Origin of the sequence: Limnobaculum xujianqingii, from assembly GCF_013394855.1 — a bacterium.
Classification (GTDB): Bacteria; Pseudomonadota; Gammaproteobacteria; order Enterobacterales; family Enterobacteriaceae; genus Limnobaculum; species Limnobaculum xujianqingii.
Genome location: NZ_JABMLK010000002.1, coordinates 1,250,043 through 1,276,328, shown reverse-complemented (window position 1 = coordinate 1,276,328; position 26,286 = coordinate 1,250,043). Strand labels below are relative to the sequence as shown.

General features: G+C 46.0%; 36 protein-coding genes and 2 pseudogenes. 2 read left to right on the top strand and 36 right to left on the bottom strand.

The annotated features are described in order from the left end of the window. Positions 1-29: 29 nt before the first annotated feature. The 34 genes and pseudogenes from GOL65_RS19905 to GOL65_RS19740 form a co-directional block, all read right to left on the bottom strand. A complete protein-coding gene (locus GOL65_RS19905; protein WP_140918454.1) occupies positions 30-428 on the bottom strand; it encodes a hypothetical protein in 399 nt (132 codons plus the stop codon). After that, positions 428-802 carry a phage tail protein gene (locus tag GOL65_RS19900; RefSeq protein WP_130590454.1) on the bottom strand — a complete coding sequence of 125 codons (375 nt, stop codon included), beginning with the start codon at positions 800-802 and terminating at the stop codon, positions 428-430. The genes GOL65_RS19905 and GOL65_RS19900 overlap by 1 nt, the downstream gene beginning before the upstream one ends. A gap of 10 nt (positions 803-812) precedes the next feature. Next, complete coding sequence (locus GOL65_RS19895) at positions 813-2,243, bottom strand: phage tail sheath subtilisin-like domain-containing protein (RefSeq protein ID WP_140918453.1); 1,431 nt, start codon at positions 2,241-2,243, stop codon at positions 813-815. Continuing rightward, entirely contained in the window at positions 2,233-2,466 is a 234-nt protein-coding gene (locus GOL65_RS19890; protein ID WP_140918452.1) for a DUF2635 domain-containing protein, read from the bottom strand. Before GOL65_RS19890 ends, GOL65_RS19895 begins: the two co-directional genes overlap by 11 nt. Continuing rightward, positions 2,459-3,121: a DUF1834 family protein gene (locus GOL65_RS19885; protein ID WP_140918451.1), complete on the bottom strand. Its 663-nt coding sequence runs from the start codon at positions 3,119-3,121 to the stop codon at positions 2,459-2,461. The genes GOL65_RS19890 and GOL65_RS19885 overlap by 8 nt, the downstream gene beginning before the upstream one ends. Beyond that, positions 3,118-3,552, bottom strand: a complete 435-nt coding sequence (locus tag GOL65_RS19880; protein ID WP_140918450.1) for a gp436 family protein — start codon at positions 3,550-3,552, stop codon at positions 3,118-3,120. The genes GOL65_RS19885 and GOL65_RS19880 overlap by 4 nt, the downstream gene beginning before the upstream one ends. A gap of 2 nt (positions 3,553-3,554) precedes the next feature. Continuing rightward, on the bottom strand, positions 3,555-3,953 hold the full coding sequence (locus tag GOL65_RS19875) for an HI1506-related protein (protein ID WP_140918449.1): 399 nt from the start codon (positions 3,951-3,953) through the stop codon (positions 3,555-3,557). After that, the gene (locus GOL65_RS19870; protein ID WP_228723028.1) at positions 3,953-4,861 is read right to left on the bottom strand and encodes a Mu-like prophage major head subunit gpT family protein; all 909 of its coding nucleotides are present in this window, start codon (positions 4,859-4,861) and stop codon (positions 3,953-3,955) included. The genes GOL65_RS19875 and GOL65_RS19870 overlap by 1 nt, the downstream gene beginning before the upstream one ends. A 17-nt stretch (positions 4,862-4,878) precedes the next feature. Beyond that, positions 4,879-5,259, bottom strand: coding sequence for a hypothetical protein (locus GOL65_RS19865; RefSeq protein ID WP_140918448.1), 381 nt, complete (start codon positions 5,257-5,259; stop codon positions 4,879-4,881). After that, positions 5,259-6,389 carry a phage protease gene (locus GOL65_RS19860; RefSeq protein ID WP_140918447.1) on the bottom strand — a complete coding sequence of 377 codons (1,131 nt, stop codon included), beginning with the start codon at positions 6,387-6,389 and terminating at the stop codon, positions 5,259-5,261. The genes GOL65_RS19865 and GOL65_RS19860 overlap by 1 nt, the downstream gene beginning before the upstream one ends. A 225-nt stretch (positions 6,390-6,614) precedes the next feature. Beyond that, positions 6,615-7,091, bottom strand: coding sequence for a phage virion morphogenesis protein (locus GOL65_RS19855; RefSeq protein WP_140918446.1), 477 nt, complete (start codon positions 7,089-7,091; stop codon positions 6,615-6,617). Then, positions 7,092-7,784 (bottom strand): hypothetical protein, encoded by a 693-nt coding sequence (locus GOL65_RS19850; RefSeq protein WP_228723123.1) that lies wholly within the window; start codon positions 7,782-7,784, stop codon positions 7,092-7,094. A 132-nt stretch (positions 7,785-7,916) separates the two neighbouring features. Next, positions 7,917-8,413: pseudogene (locus tag GOL65_RS19845) on the bottom strand (phage head morphogenesis protein); the annotation flags it as partial. Continuing rightward, positions 8,400-9,968, bottom strand: a complete 1,569-nt coding sequence (locus GOL65_RS19840) for a DUF935 domain-containing protein (protein WP_140918444.1) — start codon at positions 9,966-9,968, stop codon at positions 8,400-8,402. The pseudogene GOL65_RS19845 and the gene GOL65_RS19840, both read right to left, overlap by 14 nt. Further along, positions 9,950-11,602: a phage terminase large subunit gene (terL, locus tag GOL65_RS19835; RefSeq protein ID WP_179038506.1), complete on the bottom strand. Its 1,653-nt coding sequence runs from the start codon at positions 11,600-11,602 to the stop codon at positions 9,950-9,952. The genes GOL65_RS19840 and terL overlap by 19 nt, the downstream gene beginning before the upstream one ends. Next, the gene (locus tag GOL65_RS19830) at positions 11,595-12,374 is read right to left on the bottom strand and encodes a hypothetical protein (protein ID WP_140918442.1); all 780 of its coding nucleotides are present in this window, start codon (positions 12,372-12,374) and stop codon (positions 11,595-11,597) included. Before GOL65_RS19830 ends, terL begins: the two co-directional genes overlap by 8 nt. After that, entirely contained in the window at positions 12,367-12,894 is a 528-nt protein-coding gene (locus GOL65_RS19825; protein WP_130590466.1) for a DUF1804 family protein, read from the bottom strand. The genes GOL65_RS19830 and GOL65_RS19825 overlap by 8 nt, the downstream gene beginning before the upstream one ends. Before the next feature lie 4 nt (positions 12,895-12,898). Further along, a complete protein-coding gene (locus tag GOL65_RS19820; protein WP_140921510.1) occupies positions 12,899-13,126 on the bottom strand; it encodes a hypothetical protein in 228 nt (75 codons plus the stop codon). After that, positions 13,123-13,377 (bottom strand): hypothetical protein, encoded by a 255-nt coding sequence (locus GOL65_RS19815; protein ID WP_130590468.1) that lies wholly within the window; start codon positions 13,375-13,377, stop codon positions 13,123-13,125. Before GOL65_RS19815 ends, GOL65_RS19820 begins: the two co-directional genes overlap by 4 nt. Continuing rightward, positions 13,374-13,979 carry a hypothetical protein gene (locus GOL65_RS19810; protein ID WP_140921511.1) on the bottom strand — a complete coding sequence of 202 codons (606 nt, stop codon included), beginning with the start codon at positions 13,977-13,979 and terminating at the stop codon, positions 13,374-13,376. The genes GOL65_RS19815 and GOL65_RS19810 overlap by 4 nt, the downstream gene beginning before the upstream one ends. Further along, positions 13,972-14,250 carry a hypothetical protein gene (locus GOL65_RS19805; protein WP_228723027.1) on the bottom strand — a complete coding sequence of 93 codons (279 nt, stop codon included), beginning with the start codon at positions 14,248-14,250 and terminating at the stop codon, positions 13,972-13,974. Before GOL65_RS19805 ends, GOL65_RS19810 begins: the two co-directional genes overlap by 8 nt. Next, positions 14,247-14,771 (bottom strand): N-acetylmuramoyl-L-alanine amidase, encoded by a 525-nt coding sequence (locus tag GOL65_RS19800; RefSeq protein ID WP_179038118.1) that lies wholly within the window; start codon positions 14,769-14,771, stop codon positions 14,247-14,249. Before GOL65_RS19800 ends, GOL65_RS19805 begins: the two co-directional genes overlap by 4 nt. 79 nt (positions 14,772-14,850) lie before the next feature. Then, positions 14,851-15,348: a hypothetical protein gene (locus GOL65_RS19795; RefSeq protein ID WP_140921513.1), complete on the bottom strand. Its 498-nt coding sequence runs from the start codon at positions 15,346-15,348 to the stop codon at positions 14,851-14,853. Between the two features lie 14 nt (positions 15,349-15,362). Then, on the bottom strand, positions 15,363-15,797 hold the full coding sequence (locus tag GOL65_RS19790) for a Mor transcription activator family protein (RefSeq protein ID WP_140921514.1): 435 nt from the start codon (positions 15,795-15,797) through the stop codon (positions 15,363-15,365). Positions 15,798-15,820: 23 nt separating this feature from the next. Further along, positions 15,821-16,192 (bottom strand): gp16 family protein, encoded by a 372-nt coding sequence (locus tag GOL65_RS19785; RefSeq protein ID WP_179038505.1) that lies wholly within the window; start codon positions 16,190-16,192, stop codon positions 15,821-15,823. 157 nt (positions 16,193-16,349) lie between these two features. Then, positions 16,350-16,859: pseudogene (locus GOL65_RS19780) on the bottom strand (HD family hydrolase); the annotation flags it as partial. Next, a complete protein-coding gene (locus GOL65_RS19775) occupies positions 16,856-17,578 on the bottom strand; it encodes a DUF2786 domain-containing protein (RefSeq protein ID WP_140921516.1) in 723 nt (240 codons plus the stop codon). The gene GOL65_RS19775 and the pseudogene GOL65_RS19780, both read right to left, overlap by 4 nt. A gap of 88 nt (positions 17,579-17,666) precedes the next feature. Then, the gene (locus GOL65_RS19770) at positions 17,667-17,873 is read right to left on the bottom strand and encodes a hypothetical protein (protein WP_140921517.1); all 207 of its coding nucleotides are present in this window, start codon (positions 17,871-17,873) and stop codon (positions 17,667-17,669) included. Further along, positions 17,863-18,063: an ANR family transcriptional regulator gene (locus GOL65_RS19765; protein WP_140921518.1), complete on the bottom strand. Its 201-nt coding sequence runs from the start codon at positions 18,061-18,063 to the stop codon at positions 17,863-17,865. The genes GOL65_RS19770 and GOL65_RS19765 overlap by 11 nt, the downstream gene beginning before the upstream one ends. Then, positions 18,063-18,587 carry a host-nuclease inhibitor Gam family protein gene (locus GOL65_RS19760; RefSeq protein WP_140921519.1) on the bottom strand — a complete coding sequence of 175 codons (525 nt, stop codon included), beginning with the start codon at positions 18,585-18,587 and terminating at the stop codon, positions 18,063-18,065. The genes GOL65_RS19765 and GOL65_RS19760 overlap by 1 nt, the downstream gene beginning before the upstream one ends. A gap of 22 nt (positions 18,588-18,609) precedes the next feature. Next, entirely contained in the window at positions 18,610-18,894 is a 285-nt protein-coding gene (locus GOL65_RS19755; protein WP_179038117.1) for a hypothetical protein, read from the bottom strand. 9 nt (positions 18,895-18,903) lie between these two features. Further along, on the bottom strand, positions 18,904-19,800 hold the full coding sequence (locus tag GOL65_RS19750) for an AAA family ATPase (RefSeq protein WP_140921521.1): 897 nt from the start codon (positions 19,798-19,800) through the stop codon (positions 18,904-18,906). 4 nt (positions 19,801-19,804) lie between these two features. Then, positions 19,805-21,844: a Mu transposase C-terminal domain-containing protein gene (locus GOL65_RS19745; RefSeq protein WP_140921522.1), complete on the bottom strand. Its 2,040-nt coding sequence runs from the start codon at positions 21,842-21,844 to the stop codon at positions 19,805-19,807. Between the two features lie 10 nt (positions 21,845-21,854). Further along, on the bottom strand, positions 21,855-22,103 hold the full coding sequence (locus GOL65_RS19740; RefSeq protein ID WP_130590485.1) for a helix-turn-helix domain-containing protein: 249 nt from the start codon (positions 22,101-22,103) through the stop codon (positions 21,855-21,857). A 133-nt stretch (positions 22,104-22,236) separates the two neighbouring features. Between GOL65_RS19740 and GOL65_RS19735 the strand changes: the two genes are divergently transcribed. Beyond that, the gene (locus tag GOL65_RS19735) at positions 22,237-22,890 is read left to right on the top strand and encodes a LexA family transcriptional regulator (RefSeq protein ID WP_228723164.1); all 654 of its coding nucleotides are present in this window, start codon (positions 22,237-22,239) and stop codon (positions 22,888-22,890) included. A gap of 235 nt (positions 22,891-23,125) precedes the next feature. Here GOL65_RS19735 and GOL65_RS19730 read toward each other — a convergent pair whose 3' ends face one another. Together GOL65_RS19730 and GOL65_RS19725 are read right to left on the bottom strand one after the other, a co-directional pair. After that, entirely contained in the window at positions 23,126-23,443 is a 318-nt protein-coding gene (locus GOL65_RS19730) for a GNAT family protein (protein ID WP_140917823.1), read from the bottom strand. A 38-nt stretch (positions 23,444-23,481) separates the two neighbouring features. Continuing rightward, entirely contained in the window at positions 23,482-24,666 is a 1,185-nt protein-coding gene (locus GOL65_RS19725) for a 5'-nucleotidase (RefSeq protein WP_140917824.1), read from the bottom strand. Positions 24,667-25,114: 448 nt separating this feature from the next. On the opposite strand from GOL65_RS19725, the gene GOL65_RS19720 reads away from it, so the two are divergent. Then, on the top strand, positions 25,115-25,921 hold the full coding sequence (locus GOL65_RS19720; protein ID WP_228723162.1) for a sulfite exporter TauE/SafE family protein: 807 nt from the start codon (positions 25,115-25,117) through the stop codon (positions 25,919-25,921). Positions 25,922-26,286 lie beyond the last annotated feature (365 nt).

Here is a 26,286-nt window from a genome sequence, read left to right as displayed (position 1 = left end):
GGAAAGATATCCCTCAAGCTCTGTCATGCTCATTCGCCCGATTTGGCCTTCGGTGATTCCGTATCGTCCGAGGGCAAGGACGGCGAGACGGTATCCGGCGAGCGCGTCTTCCCGCGCTTGCGCTTTTTTTTCAGGTCATTAATCGCAGCGACAATCAGGTCGTAATCATCGTCCAATAAGGCGGCATCAATCAGTGCTCCGGTGATTTCCTCTTTCGGGATATCTCCCAAACTGATTAATGAATAGGCTTTGAGTGCAACAGAATAGAATGTCTGTGCTTCCTGCGTATCCATTGAGCCGAAACGGTTTACCGTTTCAACCACCGCCGCACTGGAAGCTCCCACCGTCGGCAAGCCGACTTCACAGTCGTAGTGGATAACACCGTCGAATTCAACACCATAATCTAACGCTATGCGTATACCGTTCATTACTCGATAACCTCACGTAGTGCATTCATTTTTAAATTGATGCGAGCTTCATTATCAACGGTGTACTGACGACCAACGCTGGTTGTAAAACAGTCTTGATAAGACGTTCGTTTACCACCGCTGCCGCTGATTGGCGTTGTGGTAATCTTCGCACCTTCAATGCCTTTCCAATCGACTTCACCATCAAGCGGAACAACGGCGGTAACATCGATTTCAATTTCTTCAACACCACGCGCAAAGCCCTTCGCACGGCCTGATTTATTCATCGTTTTAACCAGTTTTCGGCCTGTTTGTATATTGACCGAAACTTCGGTGACTTCGATTTCGCGACTATCCAGTTCCAGCGAGATAGCGCCGACGTATTCATCAGCCATTTAACCCCCCTTATAAATACAGGTCGATAACGCCAGCGATAACATGCAGGCCGTTAACCACATCCGCAGGAATCTTAACGTTAAGCGTTCCCGGATTTTGTAAGTCGCGCTCTGAAAGCAACTTAGCTTTGTTTGCTTCAACGTTCTCCAGAATCTCTAATCGTTCAAGCAGGAATAAAACGTCCAGCGTTTCAGAACGCACTTTCGGTGGGGTTCTTTCGCTCAGTTTTTCACGCGGAAAACGTAGGCTCCAGCGCTCAACAATCGCTTTTCGGGTATAGTCCAGAGTCCTGATCGTGGTGATATCCAATAGTGAGATATCATCCGTTCCAGAATCATTAACGGTATATGTTGAGATGGCCCGGACAATTTGAACTTTGTCTCCCGGCCCAACTTCTAACGGTGTCAAGCCGTTATAGAGCGTGGCTTCTTGTTCTGTTCGTCCCGGTTGAGATTCAAGCGACGTCACGTCCAGCCCCAAAATCGGCAGGCCATTTAACGGGCGGGCGGGATCTTCTTCGCTGGCGGTCACTGCCGCAAATCCTGCTGCAATAATGCACGGCATCAGAGCTGAATCATTGTGCCAACCGACCATGACTCGCCCGCTGTTGATTTTCTTGGTCAGTGTGGTTCCGGTTGCAAACGATTTACGCCAACCTGCAACGCCAATCGCGGGACGTTGCTCCATCGGATGACTTACCTTGTCCAAGTGGTCACGTAATGCGGTTAACGCATCCTCAGACGAGAACGGGCAAACCAGAATGTTAAATCGTGCGGCGAAGATAGCCGCTAATGCATCGCGGATATCAACTTCCAGCAGTCCACCTGCCATCGGCGTTAATTCACTGGTAATTCCGGCAACGGTAGAGGTTGCCCGCAAAATAATATCGTTACCAAATGCGCCTTTGTTTTTAGCTGTAATTGTCACCGTTTCGGCTGTGATTGCCGCTGTGACGGGTAAGTCAGGGTTTTTATTTAAAGCGGTGACAAGTGACGCCATCAACGTTGCTGCGTCATCACCGTTACGACTGGTTATATCAATTCGAGTGGTGGCGATATACAAGCTGATTACGCCTGCATTGGTTGCCGTACCGGTCAGTTTTAATGAACCTTTTGCGACCTGACTTCCTTCCGCATCTTCAACCCCGATAACGCTTAAATTGATATACGGATTCGCGGTCATGGCTTCTTTTGCCATCAAATGCGCCAACGACCCACGCCCGAAATAGCTTGCTGCTTCATCATCGGAAAACACATATTGTGTTGTCAGTGGTGCCACCATTGTTCCGGCAATCGGTGATAACATCTGACCAATGATTAATACTGTCTGACGGTTAGTGGGTAACGTTGTTACTGCTAGTTTTAAATTGAATTCAATATGCTTGCTGGGTTTACGGGTGCTTGCCGGGATTTGTTCAAGCGTAATGTTATCACTCGCCATCTGTCGCCCCTTTTTTCTTGGCTTTGCTGTCGGTTGCGACTGTCAGGACTTCGGGTTCCGGCAGCGCAGGTGGATACACTAAATCACCGCTTTTAATACAGCGGCGATAATAGGCGTTATCCTCAACCGTGACCGCTTCTGCATCAGTAATATAGTGTTTAGGGTCTGCATACATCGGGACTTCAACGCCCGTTGCAGCAATGACCGTTAATGTCTTAGTCATAGGTGACTTGTCCTTCTAAGTCAGGGTTTAACGGGGTGTTGACTTCATCAATTTTCAGCTTGATGGTTTTTAAGTCCGGGTACGGCTCATCAATCGCACCCCGATAACGGGTGAACGGGTAATCCGGATGCGTGATGTCTACTTCGCCAGCCGGGTTTAATGGGGTTTCAGGGAATCGGCTATCGTCCAATGAGGAATAGAACCAACTGGTGTCGAATTCGCAAGCGAACGCTGATACGGCCTGTTGTTCTAACTGTGTATTAAACAGCGAGCGAACACGACCCGGAGTCAAACAAGAGATTTTTAAGCCCAATGACTGTCCAGTCAGTAAACGACGAACGGCAGTCACAAGAAGGTTTGTTCCGACTTCGCTTTCCAATACGCCACCCTGTCGCGAGGCTGTTTCGCTGCGGATGTTTCGGTCAGCAACTATCACCGCAAAGCGTGCATGGTCACGAAATTTACGTCCGGTAGTGTTGGTTTTCTCAGTCTTGTGAATGCCACCAAACGTCACCCACGCGCCCGGCAATACCCGGATAATTTCATGCGGATTGCCATCCAGCTCGCCGCCATAGCTTTGTACACTGTCAACCATCCTGCCGAGTCCAGCCCGAAGACGCTCACAAATAGCATGCTCGATATCACTTGGATTCAAAATGCACCTCCATTGGTTTTATCTCTGCCAAACTGGCGACCACCGGACGCAAATTTCACTGTGTTAGTGGTCTTTGCTGTGCCTATCCCGCCTGTGCCTAGTTTGATTTTGCCTGACGCGATTTGCTCCAAGTACCGGACGGCGTCTTCATAACGCGCCCGGATTTCCTCTGTCAGTTGTACGCCACTTGTTCCGCAGAGCTTGAAACGAGTGATATCACAGCAACGATCCACTAACGCCTCCGGGATGATGTCAGCAGACAAAGGGAGCGTGTAACGGCTACCGATGTAACTATCAATTTCAGAACTGGCCCGCGCTAAAGCTTTTCGCAAAACCACGTCGTCAATCTCTCCCAGCCGGTTTCTGTCAGTCAGGGTGATAACTTCTTTCAATCCAAAAACGTCTTCCATGTCCTGTCGCTGTGCGTACATTGCTATTTACCTTTGTTCGCGGCTTTGTCTTCTTTAGTGTCAGCCTCGTTCTGTTTGGATTTATCGTCCTTGTCAGCTTCGAGACTTGCCGTTAATTTGGCTTTTTCCGTTTCCAGAGCAGCGGCGCTTTCCTCCGCCAGTCGGGTTCTCTCCTCCACCAACAGGCGATTATATTCGTCTTCTATTTTCTGACGCTCGGCAACTAACAACGCAGTGATATCCGTTGGTGGTGTGGCTTCCTTGTCATCCTTCAATAACTCAACGACCAGTTGTGGGCTTTCCTGTAGCTCTTTGATTTGAGCTTTCGTGAATGTGCCTTCCGGGTGGGTTGTTGCTTCGCTTGAGTGCGACATGCCGCAACGGCAAAAGCCGTCACGTTTTGCAGTAATACGAACTTTCATTACGCTTCCTCTCCCGTTGAACCGTAAGCCATTTGCCAGAATCCATACCCAGCCGCGCCGCGAGCCTCAACACTGAATTTGTATTCTGCTTTATTGAATACATCGTCAGAGTCTATGTTGGTTTGATTAACAAACTCTGGCGCTTCGCGCTCTTGGAAAATCAGAGGTTTGATAATCTGATTAGTATCAAACAGGAACCATTGTGCGTCGTCGTCCAAGTCATCAACGACCAATACTTCTGCGGTGCCTTTGTAGATGTTGCGGTCGCCGTTCTCGAACTTTTCAGCCTCACAAATCGTGCGGGCGACATCTTCTAATGCTGGCGGAACCACTAATAAATTGGGTTTAATTTTTAACGCAGCTCCTTCATCATCCTTAAATTTTCGCATTGCCGTTCTTGCTGCCCCGTAACTGGCTTTTGCTGCCGCAGCCGTAGCAGCGGATAAGGCTTTTTTCCCTTTATTGGAAACAAAGCTTTTGCCGACGGGATGGTCAGTATCAAAGAACGGTTGACCGTCGTAGCATTCATTAATGAAACCACCGGGCAATAATGCAAAAACCAAATCAGCGGGCCATTCTTTCGCCGATTTACCCGCCGCACTGGCTTGAATGTTATATCCGGCAAGTTGATTGTCTTTAATGTGATTGCGTTTAATGGCGACGGTGGCTTCATAGTCTTCATTCACCAACGTGTATTTAAACGCGCCCAGTGCTTTAACGACTTTTTCGCCAATCCATTTTTTCAATTTTGGGAAGCGGTCTAACCACCAGTAATGCTCCTCACTGGTTGTTGACGTGACTTTCATTGCCAACTTTTCCCAATCGGAGTTGGTTTCTTTAAATGCTTTTTGGAAAAGCGTTTTTAAACCAACATAAATATTCTTAATTGCTCCACCGTTAATAGTCACAGTTCATTTCTCCGTTGTTAAATCTCAACCCAAATGCCGTCAGCATCGATAAAAAGCACTTTCCCGGCGACAATATCTCCCGTTGCCGCGACAGTCTGACTATCCGCGACATAACATGACTTGCCGACAAGGGCTTGCGATACCGGGGCGGATGAACTATTCGCAAAGTTGAAGGCTTTACCCCGACGCACAAGGACAAAAGCATCACCGTTTGCACCGCCACGGTTATCAATAAATTCTGTTGCCATGCCAACGGTTGTCAGGCCCGTTGTAGTACTTGCCAGAACAGCAAATCCGGCAGCGTTTGTGCAAACCATATTCCCGGCATAAATAACCGTGTTCGCGGCAATTTGAACCGGAATAATTTCTCCATCCCGGTAGCTGGTTTTTCTATCCATTACGCATCCCCCTTCATGGTTGCGGCGAACTCTTCAGGGCTAACGCCTAAGGTGGCGCACATCGCCAGCGCGTCAGCGTCCAGCCCGTAGGTTTTATCTGACTGAGCAAAATCTTTACCGTCAGTTTGCATCTGATTAAGTGATGCAATCGGCTTGGCAGAGGCGAGGAAGGATTTCACCGCATCCGGATTGGTTTTTGCAGTATCACGCGCCCACGGTTCCAGCGCCTTAGTTAAGCGTCCGTCAGATAATGCCGCTACAATCGCGCTTTCCATTTCATCCTTTGCGCGCTTTTCGCGATCGGCTTTCAGGTCGGCAACTTCATGTTGCAGCTTAATAACGACGTCTTGTGGGACGTTGGTTGATAGCGTGGCAACCTGCGAGGCTAACGCGGTTGTTTGCTGAGAAAGCGCTGTGATTTTTTGCTCTTTCTCTTGTAACAAAGTGATTAAATTAACGCTTGCAGCCGTGGTGCCTGCGCCGTCAGTAAGTTTATCAATCAGCTTTTGCAGCTCTGCTTTTACCTCTTCCAGTGTCGCGGACAGGGGCAAGTTCAGCATCCAGCGGAGCTGTTCGAGTAAGTCTTCCATTGCGGTTGTATCCTCAATGTTAAGTTGTGGGTTTCGGGATAAGTCGGCAAGGTAGCCCGCAGCATAAGACGCCGCCGCGAGGGTTACTTCTTCCATGCCATCAAGAGCGGGGGTATTGGTCAGGGCAGCATGTAACACCTCAATTACTCGCCCGGTGGTTTTGTCATAGATAAATACCGCTGATATATAGCGATACTCTTTTGCCGCAATCATTTTTGCGGCATCGGCTGTCCAGTCCACGTCAATAGCAAATAAGCCAACAACGTCGCGCCATTCCATCTGCTTAAACCAACCCGCAGCCGGGGCCGGTTTGCCGTTCTGCGCGGATTTTAATGTCTGGTGTTCGTAATCAATGGGGAGGCGATTCGCTTTTGCCTGTGCTTTTGCAATCAAGCTTGCGGCGATATCGGCATCGATAAACCAATCGTCGCACTCAAACGGGCGACCATCAGTGGCGCGAAACTTACCCGCCGGGAGTAATTGAATGGTGTTACCGGCGTCTTGAAGTTCGAATGTTAATGCGGCGATTTTTAGTTTCATTCGGGCATGATGACAGCCCGATTAAACGGCGGCGGCGTGATGGGGTTCAGGGGGTGTTATAAGAGGGGAAATGATTAAATCTATCTTGCACATTCAAACGAGACATTGCAACCGCGTTTAAACGTCGTTTAAAAACTCTCAGGAGGATTTATTGTGGGGTGGACTATGTAACGCTACCAAATTGTCATAAAAAACGCGCTACGATAATTGCAGCGCGTTTTTCATTTAATCAAAAGGCCGGGATAAATAATCTATCCCGGTGTTTTCTATTTCGTCGTAATCATCATCCATTAAACTCAAGAACGTTCGGGCCGGAATCTTTGACCCCGGATGATTAACTTTTTTAGCAAAGCGCCCACCAAATGCCAACGCCTTTTTATTTCGGGGGCGGATAACGTGTGGGCGAGTAGTGCCACCGTTATTCTGTATTGCTGCATATTTCAAGTTAGACCCCGCACCCGCTGTATCATTATCAGAAAACGGTGTGATGCTGGATGCAAGATGCCCCTTATCCTGTAAGATTTTTCCGTCCCGCTTTATTGGTAGCCATTTGGGACGGCCTTCCTGTGCGAAATTTTCTTCCACTGCATCCGCCATGATGCCGCTAATTTCCCGCATCAACGGTTCCCTGTGTTCGAGGCTGTCGAGCACATCGTTTAAGGCACTTTCAGCACGGGTGATATCAATAACAATCCTGACCATCTATTTCACCTCACCAAATAAAATTTCATAGCCACGTAACGTCCCGGCATCGGGTAGGGTTTCTGCATGAGTGATAGGATTTGCCCGGCTGTCTGATTTCACTTGAGGTGTGTCGCGCTTTTTAAAGCGGGTTGCAACTGACAATACATGTTTTCCGGGGGCATCATCGATATCAAAAACATACAGCAACTTTGGGGTTTCCTGTTGTGTGTCAAATAATATTGCTGACGGCTTATGCACATGTGCGGGTAATTGTTGCCAGAATGTCGCAGGCAAACTGGCTGACCCCGCTTGAGCTTCTAACAAATGATTATCCGTCAGGGTGATAACGGCTGATTCAGGATGTAATCCTTTTTCGGATAATCGGTCGAGTGTTGAGGCTGGGAGCGCTCCGACATGGCGTTGCATTCCTTTGGCTTGCTTATTGATTAACGTATTATCAATAAACGTTTTAACATCCTTTGAAACAGCGTTTAATAACGCCGGGTTTTTCAGTGTTTCATTGACCGCCGTTGAGGCAAGGCGGACATCTGCGACGGTGGCACGATCAAGCAGACGCTGTCCCAATGATGACAGATAGCCTTGTCCGGGATTGTGACCAAATCCCGCGTCCGGCGTGTACAGTTTGCCATCATGCGGATTTTTAAACGCGGTAACGGTGCGCGTTTCACCATTTCCCCACGGTTGCGACACCTCCACCAATAGTCCCTCACTGGATTGTACCGTTAGCCCCAAGCGCTCGACGTCACGACCCGAGCGAGCACGGCAACGACAGCGGCAGCGATAACCATCGGGGGGATAAAGAATGGCCCATATAGGGTCGTCAATGTGAGCAATAAAACCATTTAGCGACAGGTGCGCCGGGCGCGTTCTGCAATGGCGACACGTTCCAGATAAGGGCGACTGTCCTTATTGGATAATTGTTCCTGATAACGCCCGGCATTATAGGCCGCCTGCATATTGGTTCGATAAATAGTTTCTAATCGGCGCGGCTGTATGCGCTTACCTTGCAACACGCCGTCGCTATCGGCAACCAGCCCCGAACCCAACCAGCCTTTTTTCTCAAGAATGGGGATAATTTGTTTTTGAAAATCACTGTACGTGCCGCCGTTCTTTAGGTGCTCGTTTAATGAGTTTCGGATATCCTCTAAAATATCTTGCTTGAGGATTCCGGCAACCGTGAAGGCGCTTGCGTGGGCGCTGGCTTCGACATCATGCCAGTTGAAACCAACCGCATAGCCTTTTGATTCGAAATATTCGATAGCCTTTGCGGGCGGCACGCCGATTACGTAGCTTAAATCAACGCCGTTAGCTGTTGGCATTGAGCCGCCCCCATACATCAGCAACAAAGATGGCTTGCATCAGTAGTTGTTGTTGCTCTTTGTCATCCAATAACGGGTAGCTGGCGGCGATAATGTCGAGCGCTTCGTCCGGCGTTTGTCCCTGTTGCAATGCTGTGACCATTGGTGCAATCAGCTTTAACATAGCCTGATTAACAGCATCAGGGGCCGCCGGTGCATCATCAAGCACGGATTGTGCCTGATCGATATCGTCGTCGGCTTTCTGGCTGAGTGCTGCAAACGATTTATATCGTTGGGATAACGCAACCGGATTGATAGTATCCCGTCGTTTTAATGTTGGTTCACCGTCTTTAGGTAGAGGAATACCGGTTTTTTCATGCACCCATGATACCGGGATTGTATCGACCCCGGCGTCAACCAGTTTCGACACACTGTCCGCGAGTTTTACTAAGTCGGCAATCTCTCGTGTGTCGAAAACAAACCGGGGCAACCGACGTTCGTCGAAGTCCTCACCACAATTAAGCTGACATAACATCAAGATTAGTTCACGGAACGTGCTTTCCAACTGGCAGGCATCGGCGACCGTCAGGTCATGCCTGACCTCGTTATGCACATTGCCAAGGGCGTTCGTGTTTGAGCGTGAATCGGCCTGACTGGTGAGCGTTGCACCAAGAATGATTTTTGATTGTGTTCGCTCACACCAATTAATCATGACTTCGTAGTTTGCCGCTTGTCCCTCGGCGGCGGATTGAAACTCTATTTCCGTCCCGGAAGGAATAATCCCGGCGGCATCATGGCCCAATGTAACCAGCGCTTCGAGTAGCGCGTCTTTCTCTTCTTCGGTAGCGCCTTGAAGATAGGTTCCGATTCTGGCCGGGAGGCCGTAAATTTCGAGAAACTCGGCTAAATCACGGATAGCGAAATTCTTAAACAGGTAAGGCCACACTAGCGCTCGGACAAACCCTGACTCTGCAATATCGCCCGATTTTGCGTTGTGCTTATGGACAAACCATTTAAAAGGCCATAGCGGGGAACCTTCAATCGAGTCATTTAATAGTAAAGTGTTGCCGTCTTCCGTGGTGGTTTTAAAGTATGTCTGTTTTCTGTAATGCAGTTTCTTTGGTAGCCAGTCGCCCTGATACTGTTCCCATTCAATTTCTTGTGCGGAAAAACCATGACCGATAGCATCCAACGCATTTAAGATAACGTCTTCAAAATCAGGAATTGATTTAAACCATTTCGCGACTTTTGCTGCAAACGTCTTCTCCGTCGGGGTTGCATCTTCGGGGGGATTAATATTCCAATCCAGTTTTAACAATGCATTTTTGCGTTTTTGCATTTCTGAAAAGATATGACCGTCACGCTCCAGCATATCGTTAAATAAGCTTGCCTGTGCTGCTAGGTCGCCTTGCTCTGCGGATTCCATGATGCGGGCCAGCTTTTGCAGCGACAGTCCCTTTGAGGGGTGCTCGGTGAACGAATGACGCAGCCCGGCAATTTCTGCCGTCTGTGTTTTCTTTAAATCCTTTTTGGTGAACGGACGCCCGTTAGCATCCACTATCTTAGATACTGCCATGATTTACCAGCCCCCTTAGAGCCGAATCGCGAGCCGCGTTTGCCGGGTACACGCGTGTATTTGAACTGACCGCCGATGCCTGATTGCGCCGCCGCCCACAGCATATGCAGGGCGTCTGGCCCGTCATCGTGATCGGCCTTGGGGAAATGCTCAAGCTGGCTAATTAATGTCTTTTGTGATGGATGGAGACGGATCAAGCTGTTTGCCATATGCGGTTGAAGGGATTCAATTCGCAATATTTTGTCTGTGTGCGGTATTACAGCCCGAGCCGGTACGGGGATGCCGCGTTCTGCGGAGCGTTTAACCAGTTCCGTTCTTAAAAATTCCTGAAACTGTACGGTTTCAATAACCCATAAGACGCAACCGTATTCAAGTTGAAACGTGATGATATCTTCAATAATCCTGTCCGGGAGCCGCTTTCTAATTGAGGCTTCAACAACGTCCAGAATGCCGGTTGTCCGATTCATTCCCCCAAGTAACGCTGACGGGTCACGACCCGCGCCTTTCAACCCTAAACTTGGATCTGCGGCACCATAGAAAACCCACTCGGCTAAACGGTTAATCCAAAAGTTAATGCAACCTTTAAAGATGGCATCTTCGCCGGATACCGGGTCGTTTTGATACTCACTGTCAAAGGTTGAATGACCATCCCGAACGCGGATCAACATCAGGGCATACAGCGGACGAGCCGCCCAACTAACGCGGGAACCTTTGAGCATGTCATTTTCGTTCTGTTTATAAAACAGTTCTGCCGCTTCCGGGCTGTCATTGCGGAGTATTTCTTCCCACTTATCCCACAAATCCATACTATCGGGCCAGTCAATAACGGCCTGAAACTTGGCTGTTTTCCAAAGTGGGTTTTTCTGCGTCCGGGCTAATACGGAATCGTAATGCAGGATAGTTCCGATATAGACGATATCAAGCTTGCCCCCTGCGGCTCCCAACGGCATCACGGTTTTTTTCAACCAGTTTTCCAGCTTCTCGCGCTGCTCCGGGTTTCTGACCTGTTCGTCGTTTTCGATATCATCCAGCACCACCAAGTCTGGACGATAAGCACCATGACGAAGCCCCCGCAATTTCTTACCACTACCCGCAACAGTGACCTTAACATCATTTCGGGTCACAATGGTTCCGGCTTGCCATACGCGCCCCCCTCCGGCAATCTCGGGGAAATCCATTGCTATTCGTGGGTTAAATTCAATCTCGGCTTTGATGGCTTCTAGCATAGGGTAAGCTTGGTCGATGCTGTCCATTATGATAACCGGGTATTTTTTTATCCCCCGAATGATGCACCAGAGCACAAATAATTGACTGACGAGCGTTGACTTTGCCTCACCACGCGGGGCGGCGATAGCATCATTTTGGCCTAATAACTGACATACAATTTCAGGCAGTCGCTTAAACAGGTGCTTGTGTAGTTCGCTTTTGTCGGTGTGGCGGACATAGTGTGGAAAGTAGTTATTAACGAAATACTCATAGCCGCTGTCCGGTTCATTGACTAACTTCCGGCGCTCCTGTACTGCGAGCGGGTCAGGGTCAAAGCCTACACAATTAGCCTCAATGGTTCGACGAACGCTGGCGGCATACTCCGCCAGATTCTTTTTAAATTCGCGGATAGAGAATTTCTTAGCCATGAGTTACCCCATTCGATATCGGGGCAGTAGCAAGCGGAACGCCATATTTTGTGAGCCATAAATGAGGCCAGTTTTTCTGAATCTCGCGCTCATGCAGGCAAGCGCGTTCGAAATCCTCCGGGACATTGTCTCGCATCCATAACCACATATCATCAGACCGATTTGGACACATCCAACACAGTGAGCGTGGGGGCGTTGGTAAGCCGTAATCCTCAACCAGTTTAACTGACTGCGGTTGAGTGATGTTCAGTTCAATGAGTGGATAGCGGCGACGCCATTTTCCCTTAGTCGTTTTTGCGCGGCGGGCTGCTTCATCAACGGATATGCCGATCCACATATCCACACCACGTCGGGTTAAATACTTCTCACCATAGCGTTGATTTAAATAGCGTTGAATGACTTCCTTTTTCCATTTGTCCGAACAAAACGCCGGTTGTTTTCCAGAGCAATAACCTGTCTTTTTTCTGCCGTTCATTTCGGTGAAATAGCCCGGTAAAGGCGCATGTGCGGGAGATATAGATAAGTCATGGGTGGCATAATCTGACTTAGGGATAATTACATATTCCAAGCCTATTTCATCGCATAACGGCGCGATGTGATCGCGCTGATAAGTGAAGACGTTTGACGCTTCGCGCATGGTGTCAGACATTACGATGATATCAGGCTTAGGCAGTACCCCAGCATGAATTAGGCATATAATCGCATTACTTTGTGTACCGCCTCCAGATGACAATACATTTAATCGTTCAGGGGTATAGTTAAATTTATCCATAGGATTTCTCTATCACCTCGCCGAACGGTTCTAGGACTTCTGCGAAGGCTTGCAAATGCTGCGGGTAGTGTTCTGAAATAAATACACCTAGCTTTTGTAAAACTTCCAGAGATAGGGCTAGCTGGCTGGTTTCAGGTAACAGGCGTTTACTGGCTGATATGCTTTTGTTATAAGCATCTGCGAGGCTTGCCAGCATTTCGACGCGCTTTGCCAGCAAAGGCATTTGCTTTTCAGGCTCAATGACAGACATATCAAAGCCGTTGATAGCTTCCATCGTGCTTTTAAACTGAATAACCATATTGGAGAGCAGTGAACGCGAAACATCCTCAAGCCCACCTCCTGCCATCATGTGCGCGGACTTTTGTTTCTCCCAATCGTCCCCTTTGTCGAGCGCATCTTTTTTCCAGCGGCGAGCCGTTGCAAATGAAACGCTCAGTTGTGCTGCGGCAATCTCCATTGATAACCCATCAAACACATAGGAACGGCGGAGCCTGTCTCTTGTTTCGCGTGGGTGCGCCATTACGTCAAACCTTTAATATTGTTTTAATAATTTCGATGGCGGCATACACCAGACCGCCGGACATACCACCCGCCACAGCTCCGGCAATGGTACCGCTTTTCACTGATGCCGGATGGATGGCGTCAATACGACTTTCTATCCGGTTTAATTGGGCGCTAATGCTTCGTAACTCTTCCAGTTCTGTGGCAGTGCTCCGACTGGTTAAGCGCTTGGTCTTTTTTGCTTTACTCATTTATCAGCTTTCCTGTCGAGTTTGCTGTCAATGCGGTTAAGTTGCTGTTTCAGCTCTCCGATTAACTCTTTGATGGAGCCTACGTCTTTGTGGGCTTCTTCTTTTAGCTGGTAGCGTTCGTAGAGTTCCTTTCTTAATGCCTGCTGTTCGTTCTGTAGTCGGCTAATATCATCCTGTAAACGTTTAACCCATATCCCACCGAACACCCCGGCAAGCGCTAGCGCAATTTGAAATGCAATATCAACAGTCATTTATTGCGCTCCCAACTTTCAATGCTGATTAATTGCTTTTCGATTGTGCGGCAGTAGGTGCCGTAGTCGGTGATATGATCGAGGATATCTTCTGGTGATAACCCGGCTCCGGGGCAGGTGGTTTCACTGGCAGAATCAGTAGCGCCGCTGGTATTGGCGGACAAACATCGACTATCAATGGGATATCCGAGCGCGGCGCGGTAGAGTTGCAAGCTGTAAGGGCCAATACCATTAAAATTGCGCCCATCACTTTTAGTCGCATCATTAATCCTTTTTTTAAGTTCACGTTCAGTTTTTGATAACTGCTGTTGTGTCTCCAGCAGTTGTGCTGTTATTCGCTGACTTTCTGTGGTGGCGTTCTGTTGCTTTTGAACGGCAGCATCTAACGCCCGATTTTGGCGTTCTGCGGCGGCTTTCCGCTCAGACTCCCATTGCAATTCAGCTTTTGCGTGTTTGGCCTGTAAGTCATTAAGCGTCATGTTATGAGCTATGGCAGATACCTTCGCCCCGGCAACCCAGCCAACACCAAAGAGCAAGGTACTGATAGTGAGTTTGATAAAGACAGCTTTGTGATTCATCACAAATGAAAGAAAGCTACTCATGGTTTCCAGCCTCCCGATCACGTTTAATAGCGGCTTGCTTTGAGGCTTGAGACTGGACAACCCATGCCGCCATATATCCGGCGAAAAGCCACTCAGTTAAATGGTCAGTAAAGGTGCAATAAATCAACACGATAGTTGATGCCACGAAGGCACCCACTAACAACGTATCGGAGGTTGAAAGCCGTCCGCTTCCCGGATTGGTAATGAGCTGTAACAGACGCTCAGTTATTGATGTCATATCACTTTTGGACTGGTATTTCTGATTGCTCATGGCTTTTCCTCGCAAACCCATTCAGAGCGAGGCGACAATAAAAGGGCTTGCCAACCGGCAACATCAAAGCCGGGGCAAATTTTTGTCCATTCGTTTGATGTGATTTTCCCATCGCCGTTCAGGTCGGGGGACAGGTCACGATGACCACAAACAACGGCGCGAGGATACTTTTCGACTAAATCAGCATAAAGCAGCGCCAGTGCTTCCCACTGTGCTTGCGTGAATTTATCCGTACCTACAAGACAAATACCAATTGAGCCGGTGTTGTAGCCTTTGGCGTGAGCGCCGGTTTCACCAATTGCCCGGCCTTTTTCAACGGTTCCATTTGTATCAATGACAAAGTGATAACCGATATGACGCAGGCCGGGACTAAATTCATTAACGAACGGCGTTGAACGACGGAAGCCCCGGTCTTTATGCCAACGGTCAATAACAGCGGCGGCAGTTTCCCGAGCATTGGCGAGGCGGCGACCGTTGGCAGTCGCGGCGCAGTGGATAACAATTCGGTTGATATATGACATAAAAAAACACCATCTGATTAAAGATGGTGTTAGTGTTACTTTTTATGTGGTTTTAGGCGGTGTGATGGGGTTCAGGGGGTTAAGAGGTTATATCGATAATCGCCGTTTTTGACTCGTCTTTTTTTGCTGGAGGCGGTGTTTTAATTTCATTAACACATGCGCTTTGAGCTTTCACAAACTTATCCTCGGCGGAAGATATCTCTTTGCCCGGTGTTTTGTTGGTTTTCGCTAAATCCAACCGCAATCCCCATATCTTGTCGGCATCATAAACCAGTTCTCGACAATTTGGAAATGGCGTCTCAGTTAATGCATTCCCGAACAAATGTTCGGCATCTTCTTTCAATCGTTGAATGTGCTTGCTGTGTGCGGTAACTTCTGGCAGAACGCCGCCAAACTGTCGATAAGCATCAGCAATATGAACACTAAGGACTGTTGTTACTATTGTTTCATTTAAAAGACTTTTTACATCCTCTAACTGCGCATGATACTTCTTAACCATCGCGGAGTTATCAACCTGACCAGCGAATAACAATGGGCTGATTAACAATGTTGTGGCTGCGAATACCTTTAACTTCATGGCGCTAACTCCGTTTAAAATAAGGTGTCTTGTTTATTGGCATCGGTGCGATTGTACTTACTTAATAACTCCCACGCAAAACGATCAGAAAAACCAAACTGAGGGCAAAGAATTGTCAGGCTCATTGATGCTGATTCTCCCGCGTTCTTCATATCATCAAATGCGGATAAAAATTGGCGGTTACGGTGTTCGCGTAGTGCCTCCGCACAACGAGGGATATAAAAATCTTCTCCGCCGAAATGTGACATTAACTTATCTGCGTGATCTTTCCCAATGGCCTGAACTAACAGTGCAATTCGGGTTTTACCGAATGCGCCTACTCCCTTACTAAACGGAAAAGTGATTCCACCCAATTTCTCGACCAGCTTCAACGTTGCCGGATATCCGATGATTTCGGCGGCTTCCTGAATATTACCCGGCAAGAAATCTTTTAACTCTTCAAGATTCATCGCTTATCCTCCGGCGACGTGCATCAAATCAAAGCTTGCATAAGCTTTGTTAGCTGTGAGTCGGTCAACCACTCAATAACAGGCTGTTTAAACATATGACCCGCCATGCTTTCTGCATACCCCCAAGAACGTTCAGCATCAGTGAGTAAAGCTTCGATTTTATTTAATGTCCGCTGACGTCCGGCGGAAACGTTAGGGCGGCGTCCGTGGTCTTTTTTCTTTTCTGGGGTAAAGCCTTGCTCCTTCATGTAATCAAGGATTTTCTGTTGCTGCTCGGGCTTACATTGCTTTGCACTGGTGCAGCCCGTAATTCTGTATAAAACATCCCGGTAAACATCATCAGACCATTGCAACGCATTTTTTCCAATGTGGATCAATTGAATGAGGTTAGCCATTATTCACCCCATAACGATAATGTTTGATTTCTTCCACTGCGGAATTAATCAAACTGGTTAACTTTTCGTTAAGCCGTTGACCTTCGCCGTCATCACCATCGCAAGCGACAAACGCTTGTAGGGTTTGTAAATCTGTTCCTGTGCATGGTTCGCCGCACAACTCACGAAAACGAGCCATAAATAGCACCTCTGCGACGTGTGAGGATTGCGGAACAATATTGAAGGGCATAGCAGCAACGTTGTTTAAAATGGGCCACTCTCTATGTGGGTCAATTCCGAGATCGAGTTTCTCTGTTGCCAGTGCGATTAAGTCAGCTTGTTTCACTTCATGGCTTGGGAGTAAAGGTAATCCGAACTTTTCACGAATAACCCAATCAAAGCGATTCTCTATGCGTTTGTAATCAGGTAACAGGCGTTTTAGTGGTGAGGGAATATCGCAGCAATAAGCCTCGGCGGCATCATGCAACAAACCTTCAAGAGCGAACGACTCTGGTACAATGTGACTCACAATGACGGAATGTTGAGCAACGCTATAGAATGACCGAACGTGTCCGGAATAGCGGCACGTATGGGCCAGTGCTTGTGCAATATCAGAAATATCGATACTGTCTGCGGTTGGGTTCAGGTAATCAACTTGACGGCCTGATACTGTGCAAAGCCATGTCATAATGAATCCCCCAATAACACAGTAGTATTGGTTGCCCCGTTAACTGCTGCATGTAACTTAACGTCACGACCAGCTAAATAACCAGAAAAGCGAGCGTCATCACTTCCCCGACAATCTTTTGCGCCTCGGGTCTTTCCTTCCTTTAAATTGTGTTCTTCTGTAAGTTTATCCATGTAAACAGCCATTAAGTTTTTTTCATCATCAGGGATAATGAATGGCGTTACCGCTTTATAGGCACCGGAGATCCAACCTTCACAGAACTGATCGGCTCGGGCTGTTTTTGTGCTGGTCTTAATTCGTTTATTTTGTGTGGTTAAAAACTCTTTACGAGCGCGTTTTATTTGTCGCGATAACACATCAAAGGCGTAAGCTGCGATTTGTGGTCGTTCATTCACACCAATAAATTTAGCGATGCGTTTTGGAATTCCATACTTACCTGAAATTCGATAACTCCAATAGCCATCAACACCAAAAGCTCGACATATCATCCCAAACAATAAGCTCATATAACGAGGCATTGTCGCTGCATCAGATGGCGCACCTTTACTGGCACTTTCCGCGATTTCTGACAATTCAACATCGGTTGATGTAACACCATGTTGATTCATCATTTTTTGCGCTTGACTTAATGCGTTTGCTGCTTCATTTGCATTTGAGCTGCGATTTGCCAAATTCAATAACTTTTTAATTTTGGCTAAGTATTTTTCTTTGTCTTTCATTGCTATTCCTCTAGATTTTGGCGTAAGCCAGCCCCGGCGGGTTTACGCCAATTAATTTTTAAAATGCCTTTAAATATTGATTAAAATATTACTGTTTAGTTATTCCAGAAATTGCCGTTAATGAATCAACATTCACCCAATACGGTTCGCAATTAATTTCAACGGTGGTGCAATTGCTTAAATCTCTGGCCTTGTCGAGCGTTCGGACAGCACGACCACCCCGTAAAATTTTATTTGGTTGATAAATAAAACCAGTACCGATCGGATATTTTTGATTAAACTCTTTAGCTCGCATATTTCTTCCCCCATCCGTAACGGTTGCAGGTCGCGCAAAAGTCCCGGCGGGTTTCTGCATGCCAAACGTTAACGGGCTTAACGGCTAACAAGGAAGCGTCGTGCCAGTAGGTATAAGCTGCCGCATAGTTGCCGGACTTCTCAGCATTGACAGCTCGTTGTGAAACAATTCGAAAAGCACGATTAGTCATTATCGGGATTCCTGTTCAAATGGAACAATGACAAAATCCTCTATACCTGTGTTGACTGTAATTCCAGCAATACCCCTAACAATATCTGGTTCGTTCAACATGGCTTCTTTGTTTGCTTCTTCCTTCGTGCGAATGAATCGTTCAAGCTTCAAACGACGTAAATTTTCAATGACCGTTTCAGCACCCCGAATGGTTATAGATGGTGGGCGGTTTCGCCATTGAACTTCACCTGTTATCAAGTTTGCTGATTTGGTTTTTCCTTTATTGGTCAATTCGTCACGATTAGTTTCACACCACGTTTGAACGCCAGTTTGAAGGGTTTCAACCTGAGATTTGAACCCCTCTAATACAGGTACATAACGCTTGGTAATTGTGCCAATTTCATCATTCATTTCAGTTTCCGTGCGAATTAGCTCGCGAGTTATGTCGCCAATCTTTTTAATATCAGCGATAGCATCATCTCGGGATTGAGATACATAAACCGCTGCCGCAGATTTAAGACGTTTTTTAGGAGTTTTAGCCATAATATTTCACCTGTTTTATTGATTAATGATGATACTCAACCCACACCACACGACAGCCATGTAGCGGATATTGAGCTTGTTTATATTTCCCGCGTTCTTTACACCCGAAAGCGTAATAAACCGCGATTCGTTCAGTAATAAACCGAGCCAGAGACGGGCTATATTCAACGTGAATTGTTGGTGCGGATGGCTGGCATAAATTAACGTTAGTAACATTAATTCCTTGAGCTGTTAGCTCTAACAAAGCTGATTCAACTTTCGGTAATGAGCCTGTGAACACTGCATTATTTTTATTAACTTGTGACATGATTCCCCCTTAATTAATCAGCATTTGTGCGAATTGCTGAACAGCCGCAGCATTGATATTCATATCGTTAATACGACAAACACGAACAGCACCACGCAGCAGCTTAGATAAGCGCCGGGCATTTCCCTTCGATGCAGTGAAGAAAGCGTCTTCAGTTTCTTCGTCTAATTCGTCAATAACACTGCTTGAGATAGCCTTCACATCAGAACGCGGTAAGCTATTTCCAAGATTCAAGGCAAATCCCACGCGGCTATAGAGCTGGACTAATTCCCCGCGTTTGCCTTTCAGGTTCAAAATCAGACGAGGCATTCCGGCAAGAACGACACCGACTCCGGAACGGTCATAAATCCGGCGCAGGACTTCCAGCGCTCGAAATGGCAGGAGTTCTGCTTCATCAACAATAAGGACAATATCTGAACCGTTGAGCTTACCGACACAGGCTTCAATCAGGTCATGCAAGTTGCCAACAACAGATAAATTTAATTGGCGGCATAGTTCACCAAGCAATACTTTTGCGGTGTAGCCGGGGTCGGCCTCAATCAAAATGACGGTATTTTTATTTTCCTCCGCATAGCGCTTTAAAATCATGGTTTTTCCGAGTCCGGCTTCACCATAAAGAACGTTGATTTCCTTGCACTCATGGGCGAGTTTAATCAGTTCTAATCCTTTTTTTGCGGATGGCGTCATCACAAATGTAATAGTAATATTGTGTGACCGGTCACGTTCATTGCAACGTTCAATAAAAGCGCTGATTTCGGTTTCTAACGCCGTAATATTGCCCGGATATTTACCGCTCAAATATTGGCTAAGCGTTGAACCGCTAACACTGATAGCCCTTGCTACTTTGGCTTGGCTAAAGCCCTTGTTCACCATTAGTTCTGTTAACTCATTTTTGATTAAAGACATGGTATTACCTCGCGGTTTTCAGTTGTTTTGCGCGATACTCTTCGCGCTCTGACTCAAACATAAAAATCGGTTCTGGATTTTCGGATATATGCTGGAACTCACCTGACAGCAGGGAGCTAAAGTCTTTATCTTCAATGCCAATAACCGGGCGTAACTCTGCTTTGATTTCCTCAGCTTTCTTTTCAACCAGATTAAGGCGGCGTTTCGTCCGTTCTGCTCTGGCTTTTTCAACGAAGGCGACAGGGAATGCGGCGCGCTTATTGCCATTGAACACAGCTTCACAAACGAACGTTCCGTCCAGTTTTCTAACGATGACCCTGTCTGCGCTGTGAATATCGAAAGCAACAGAAACACGCTCGCCATCAACATTGATAAGCTCTTCGGCGAAATATTCGTTATTGAATACAGAAAGCCACCCACGTTGCGCCACGCGTACAACTTGCGGCATGAACATGTCCCGAAGTTCAAGTTCAGACAAATAGTGCAACTCGTTTTTTTCCAGCAGTTCTGCGCGATATGACGCAGGTGTCATATGACGTCCGTTGCGTTTTGGTAGCTCGCTGTGTTCATGATGGCTGTTGTACCACTCGACACCGTTTTCAATAGCGTCTATTAACTGATTCCAGCTAGGGAGCTTTGCAAGTGCGTTTCGTTGGGTTGTCGATAACTCTTTGTCTTGGTTTCTTGCATTAACTGCGGACACGATTTGACGTGATGTGATACGGACAGAATCACGATCAGCACTGGAGCCGTGAAAGGTTGCAAACTGGCGAGCAATGCGAAACAAAATGGTTTGGTGAGCACGTTCTATAATGCCTCGGCCTTGCGGATTACCCGGTATACCTGTTTCATGACCAACGCCAAGACGTGGCAAAATACCTGTAATATCAGCATCGAACAGATGGTTTTTCTCGCCGCCACCATTATCTGAATAGTAGAACAATGGAAGCCCATTGCGGGACATTCCATGCCGTAAAGCATCAGCAACCGCAATGGTGTTTTCTGATAAACTGATACTCCAGCCCACAACAAATCGTGATACACCATCCATAATTAGCGTAACTTCTGGAATAAACGGCTGTCCATGCTCCGGGTGTGCCACTTTCATTTTTAATCCGTGACCATCACCGATCCAAACATCGTTAACAGTTAGTTGTGACCAGTCACGCTTAACATAGGTTTGAATTGCCCGAAGAGCAGCACCAGTGACACGGCCTTTCATTCGGGTGATTTTAGGAAGTTTAGCTAGTGCACGGTGTACCGCATCAAGAGAGGGAAGCACATTTAGCATTGCGGGTTGCCCCTCATATACTGCCGCCCATTCGTCACAAAATTGACGATATGCTTCAGCAATTGAAATCCCGTTCGGTTGACGGTAGATGGCGAGAAACATCGGAAGCCATGATATTTCAACAGCCTTCTTGGCTTTATGATGTCCGGGAGCTAACAATGCGAGGCGTTCAGCAGCATCCTTACCCCGCAAATAATCAACAACCCATTGATTTAAAGAACGCTCACCAATAACTCTTGTAGAACCTTTTCGGGCGTTTGCTCTATTCACAGCAAGCATTAACCTTTCTGGTAACGTTGCCGCTTTAGCCTGTTCAATGATGAAACGAATAGCCCGAATTCGACTTGTACTGGCTTGCTCTTCAATTCTTAGAACTTCAATAGCTAAACTCATTCTTGCGTCTGCAATTTGACGCTGGTTATCTGTGAGTTCATTTATTTTATTTTCAAGCAGCGAAGGACACTGACGCATTAAATCCAGTGTTGATGAATTACTTGTCTTTTTTGTGTCCAGTTTTGCCACATTACGTTGAGGTGCTCTTGATGTGATGACGTGTTTTAATAAGTGTGGTTCTATTAGTGACTGAATGTTACTAGGTAGATAGCTTACGTCATATTCAAACGCCTTTGAGCCTGCCTTTTTACGGCGAATATCGGGCATATTGAGGGCTACTTTATCCAATAACTTCCGGCAACCTCTTTCAGTTGATGGAAGTCCTTTACAGCCAACAAGATCAGCAACAGTAATCCACATAACAACCCCATTAGTACCGGCTAGGCCAAATAACATCAGGTTGTACGTTGAGAGCATTTGCTATCAAAATTTCACCTTTGGGCCATTTACGATACAAGGTGTTGTGTAGTGTTCGAGAGCCTAAACCAGACTCCCGAGAAAGCCTTGATAAGTTAGTTCCCCGTTTTTTTAATGCTGAAATAATATCCGCTGGGTGCCAGTCAATAAGATTATTGATTCCATTCGGAGTCAATTTCTGCGATTCTGTACAGTTATGCATAGTAATAACCCATAGTTCTTATACAAAGTAATAATAGTATTGATCAATAAAAGGAACCAATCAAGCTTTTAATGGTTCTTTTTGTGAATATTTTTAATCTTAAATTATTAGCTTTAATTGAGGAAAAGAATCAATGAGTTACAAACCAAAGGAACTAGCGACTCCAAAAGGAATCAATGTTCCGATTAAAGCGGATGAAATAGGAACCAGTTTTTCAACTAGGTTAAAAGAACTTATCGGCCCTAAACAAAGTATTCGTGCATTTGCTAAAGATGTGGGGATTTCTTATGGTGGATTACACAAATATCTAACAGGGGCTACATTACCAACATTAGATAATCTGTTATCACTCGTAAAATACACGGGTGTCTCAATAGAATGGCTGGCTACTGGTGAAGGGCCGAAGTTTAAAGATGATAGCGGCGTCACGTCTGAGTTTGCTTTTATCCCCCGTTATAACGTCAGTGCGGCGGCGGGTGATGGGGCTTGGAATGAAACAGAGGAACCGTCGTTTTTAATGGCATTTCGCAAGTATTGGATTGAGCAGTATCTACGCGCAGACCCTAAACAACTATCCGTCATATCTGTTCAGGGTTATTCGATGGAAGGCATTCTCAATGATAAAGATGTTATCTTGATTAATCATGCTGATGTTGACGCAAAAGAGGGAATCTATGTACTTAGAATCGATGGTCACTTATTCGTAAAACTAGTCCAGCGATTACCGGGGGAGATATTAAGTTTTCCAGCGCTAACCCGGCTTACGAGTCATTTACCGTTGATTTGAACAACCCGCCGAACGATTTTTGCATCATAGGGAAAGTTGTTTGGTATGGTCGGAATTTATAGTGATAATTAAATAAGGTTTAAAACCTGTTTAAACCTTTTTAGTTTCTGCTTATAGTTATGCAATAAATAGCGCAAGAAAGCTCAGTTTTAATCATTCCTATGCAATAGCAAGATTTTATCAATCTGAGCCTCAAGCCTTGCAATTAAAGGCGTCGGACTTATCCAGCTTTCCCTTAACCTATGTAATATTGATCACTCCCCCACAATGAGGCACTAACCACTACATCATGGATATTCACCAGAGGTTTGGCAGCAAAGGTTGAAAAACCAAGAAAACAGTTAATCAAGCCAGCAGGTTTATTGTCGACATAAGCCAAAACAGTAAAGGCATGAGGTAACCTGGCCAATTCTGCCAACAGGCTTGCCTTTACTGCTGGTGGTAACGCTTCACCACCCCCCATAGGGTCTTGAGCATAACCATCCAGCAACATCAGTAAATCATTTCCCTGGGCTGGATTCTGGTAGTCAGCAATAACAATTTCAATACTCATCACGAAAAGCGGATCCTAATATTTATCGTCAAACAATCTTATTCTGCATCAGCAGGTTTTTTGCGAATAAACTTGTTTAGCAAATTACTTAAATCTTCTGGCGGAGCAGGACTCAGGCATTCATCCAGAGAAACGCCCAGCTCTTTACCCTCTTTTTTCTTTGCTTCTGTTGTTAGTTTTTCATCATCTTCATCTTCATCGTCGTCATCATTTTCCACAACTACCGAAGGTTTCTTCTCAGTTGTTTCTTTCGCTTCTGCTTTTGACGTTTCAGACTTTTTTACTTCTTCCTGCGCCTCCGTCTCTTCTACCTCTGATGTCTCTGCTTGATTGGTATACATGACTTTAGCGTAAGGCATATCTAATTCAGATGCGTCTTGCTGAGAATCCTGGCTATCAAAGAAAATGTGCGGTTTGAATGCTTTAAGGAAGCGAGACTTCTGTAAGCCACCCAGGAAGAAAATATCATTAATATAGATACCCCAATGCTTCAGCGTATCAATCATGGTCATTTCAGCCGGATCGCTGGTGCTGTTTTGAGAAGTAATCAACGCAACCCGCAACGGTGAGTGATCCAGGCTTTCAGAGATGCGTTCTTGTACTTTAGATAATTTGATCAGTAAGTTGGCATGCGGGCCAGGATTAATGGATGTTTCGGACTTATCATCAGTAATTGCATTAAAAATACCGGCGTCGCCATCAAAGGCAAACCTGAGTTGAGGCAAGGCAGTTTGTGCAATCGTCTTCTTAGGCGCATATACCAAAGCCGTAGCGCACTGATTGTTATCCATCACTCGCTTAGCTTCTTGCGTATCGGTTGTCAGGAACAAATCAATATAATATGCATCAAGGTAATCGCTAATGGATTCACCTGAAGTAAAAGCCGAACGGGAAATGTTCAGTCCGCGTTTTTTAATCTCTTTTAATACACGGTACCCCACCTCTGGCGCATTACGAGAGACCACAACGATTTCAACTACCGGACCATCGTCATTAGCTTTTTTATGTTCATTCAAGGCCAGTATTGATTTTACCAGCGGCATACCGGCACCATCATCTAACGGCTTATCTTCATTTCCCCGTAGATAGAGACGAAACTCTTTCATGGCTGAATCAGGGTCTTGCTGTAGTTTTTCCTGATACATGTCATTATCGGCTGATAAATCAAATAGCGCTGTAGCTGAGATACCTATCACCAACGTTTTAGATAGATCGATTGCCATAATATTCTTTTATTTCCCTTTAATATTGTAGATGCCCAACCATCCATAGCATTGATTTCAGACATATGGCTTATTATGGGTAAATTCACTAACGTTCTGGTTAGTTATTTTTAGCGCTTGATGTCTGTATTTGCTATGTCTGTAATCAGGTGTCAATTTAACGTTTGTACCACCGAAATCAAATTTATTTTCGTTAAAAACCACACGACTGAAATCCAGTATTCATTATTTCTGATTTTTGTTCCAGTCAGGTTAATGAATGTATTCTATTTTTCTCTATTTATTGCACTATAGTGGGATGAATGTCTTGTGATAAATATTGATTCCCACAGCTATACTGGAGCCACTCCGCCTGATTCTTCTTCCAGTTATCGAAAATGACTCATAAGCGTGTTTAGGGATATCTTTAACGTGGTATTATTACAGAGGAATTGAGCGGAAATTACTTATGACAATGTTGCTGGCTCTGTTTGCCAAACTCTTTATTGGGGCTCTGCTGGGACTGATTATCAGTACCACCGGTGTTGGGGGTGGCGTACTTGTTTTACCAGTATTAATCTGGCTGTTTGGTATGGATACTCTGACGGCGGTGGCAACAGCTAATCTGATGTCAATGTTAATGAAGATATCATCAACCGGCGTTCACTTTCGCTTAGGCAATATTCCCTTAAAACGTTCTCTGATTATTCTGTCTGTTATGTTGCCCAGTACACTGATCGCCAGCTACGGAATCACACTATTAGCCAGTATCGATGCCTGGCATCAATATGTTCAACTCAGTATCAATATATTGATTGTGCTGGCTATTGCACTGTCACTGTTTATATTTTGCACTCAACTGTTTCATCCTGTCACCCTGATTAGTGACGCATCCACAAAAACAGTAACACCGACATCCCGTTTTATTCTCCCGGGTATTGCAGCCGGGATCACTATTGGAGCAACGGGTGTCGGTGGTGGTGTTGTGATGTTACCGATTTTAACCAAATATGCCGGAATGAATATCAAACAAGCAATTGGAACCTCGGTATTTGTTACCATGTTGCTTTCGGGTGCTTCTGCGCTGGCTTACGGTCAGGGCGGGTATACTGATTTACATCTGGCAGTATTACTCAGTCTGGGTTCAATACTTTCGATCCCGGTAGCCAAATATCTACTTAAAAATGTCTCAGAACGCGCCTTTCAGCTAATCACCTTTATTTTTATTCTTTGCAGCGCGATTACCATGCTTTATCGTCTGCTGACTTCACACTAAACACTATCCCTGTATTCGTATGGGATTTCCTGACAGCATTACTGTTCAACGGTCTCATACTTCATATATTGACGTACTGATGTCAAAGCAATCTTTAGCTCATAGCTTATTCTTTCAGGCGTATAACCATCCTCCGACATACGTTTTATTTGTCGCAAGATATTCTCTTCATAACCCTTATAGATGTAGCTAGTCTGAAACGTTGTTTTGCACGCTTTACAATAGAATCTGGGATAGCCATTTTGGGCTGTCCCATGCCGGTTAACCGTTTTTGAATCACCACAGTAATGACAAATTGGTTTAGTAGCTTTCATGTTTTCCTCCCAATGAGAACCTGCATTAGAGTTTCAACAGGCTCTCTATTT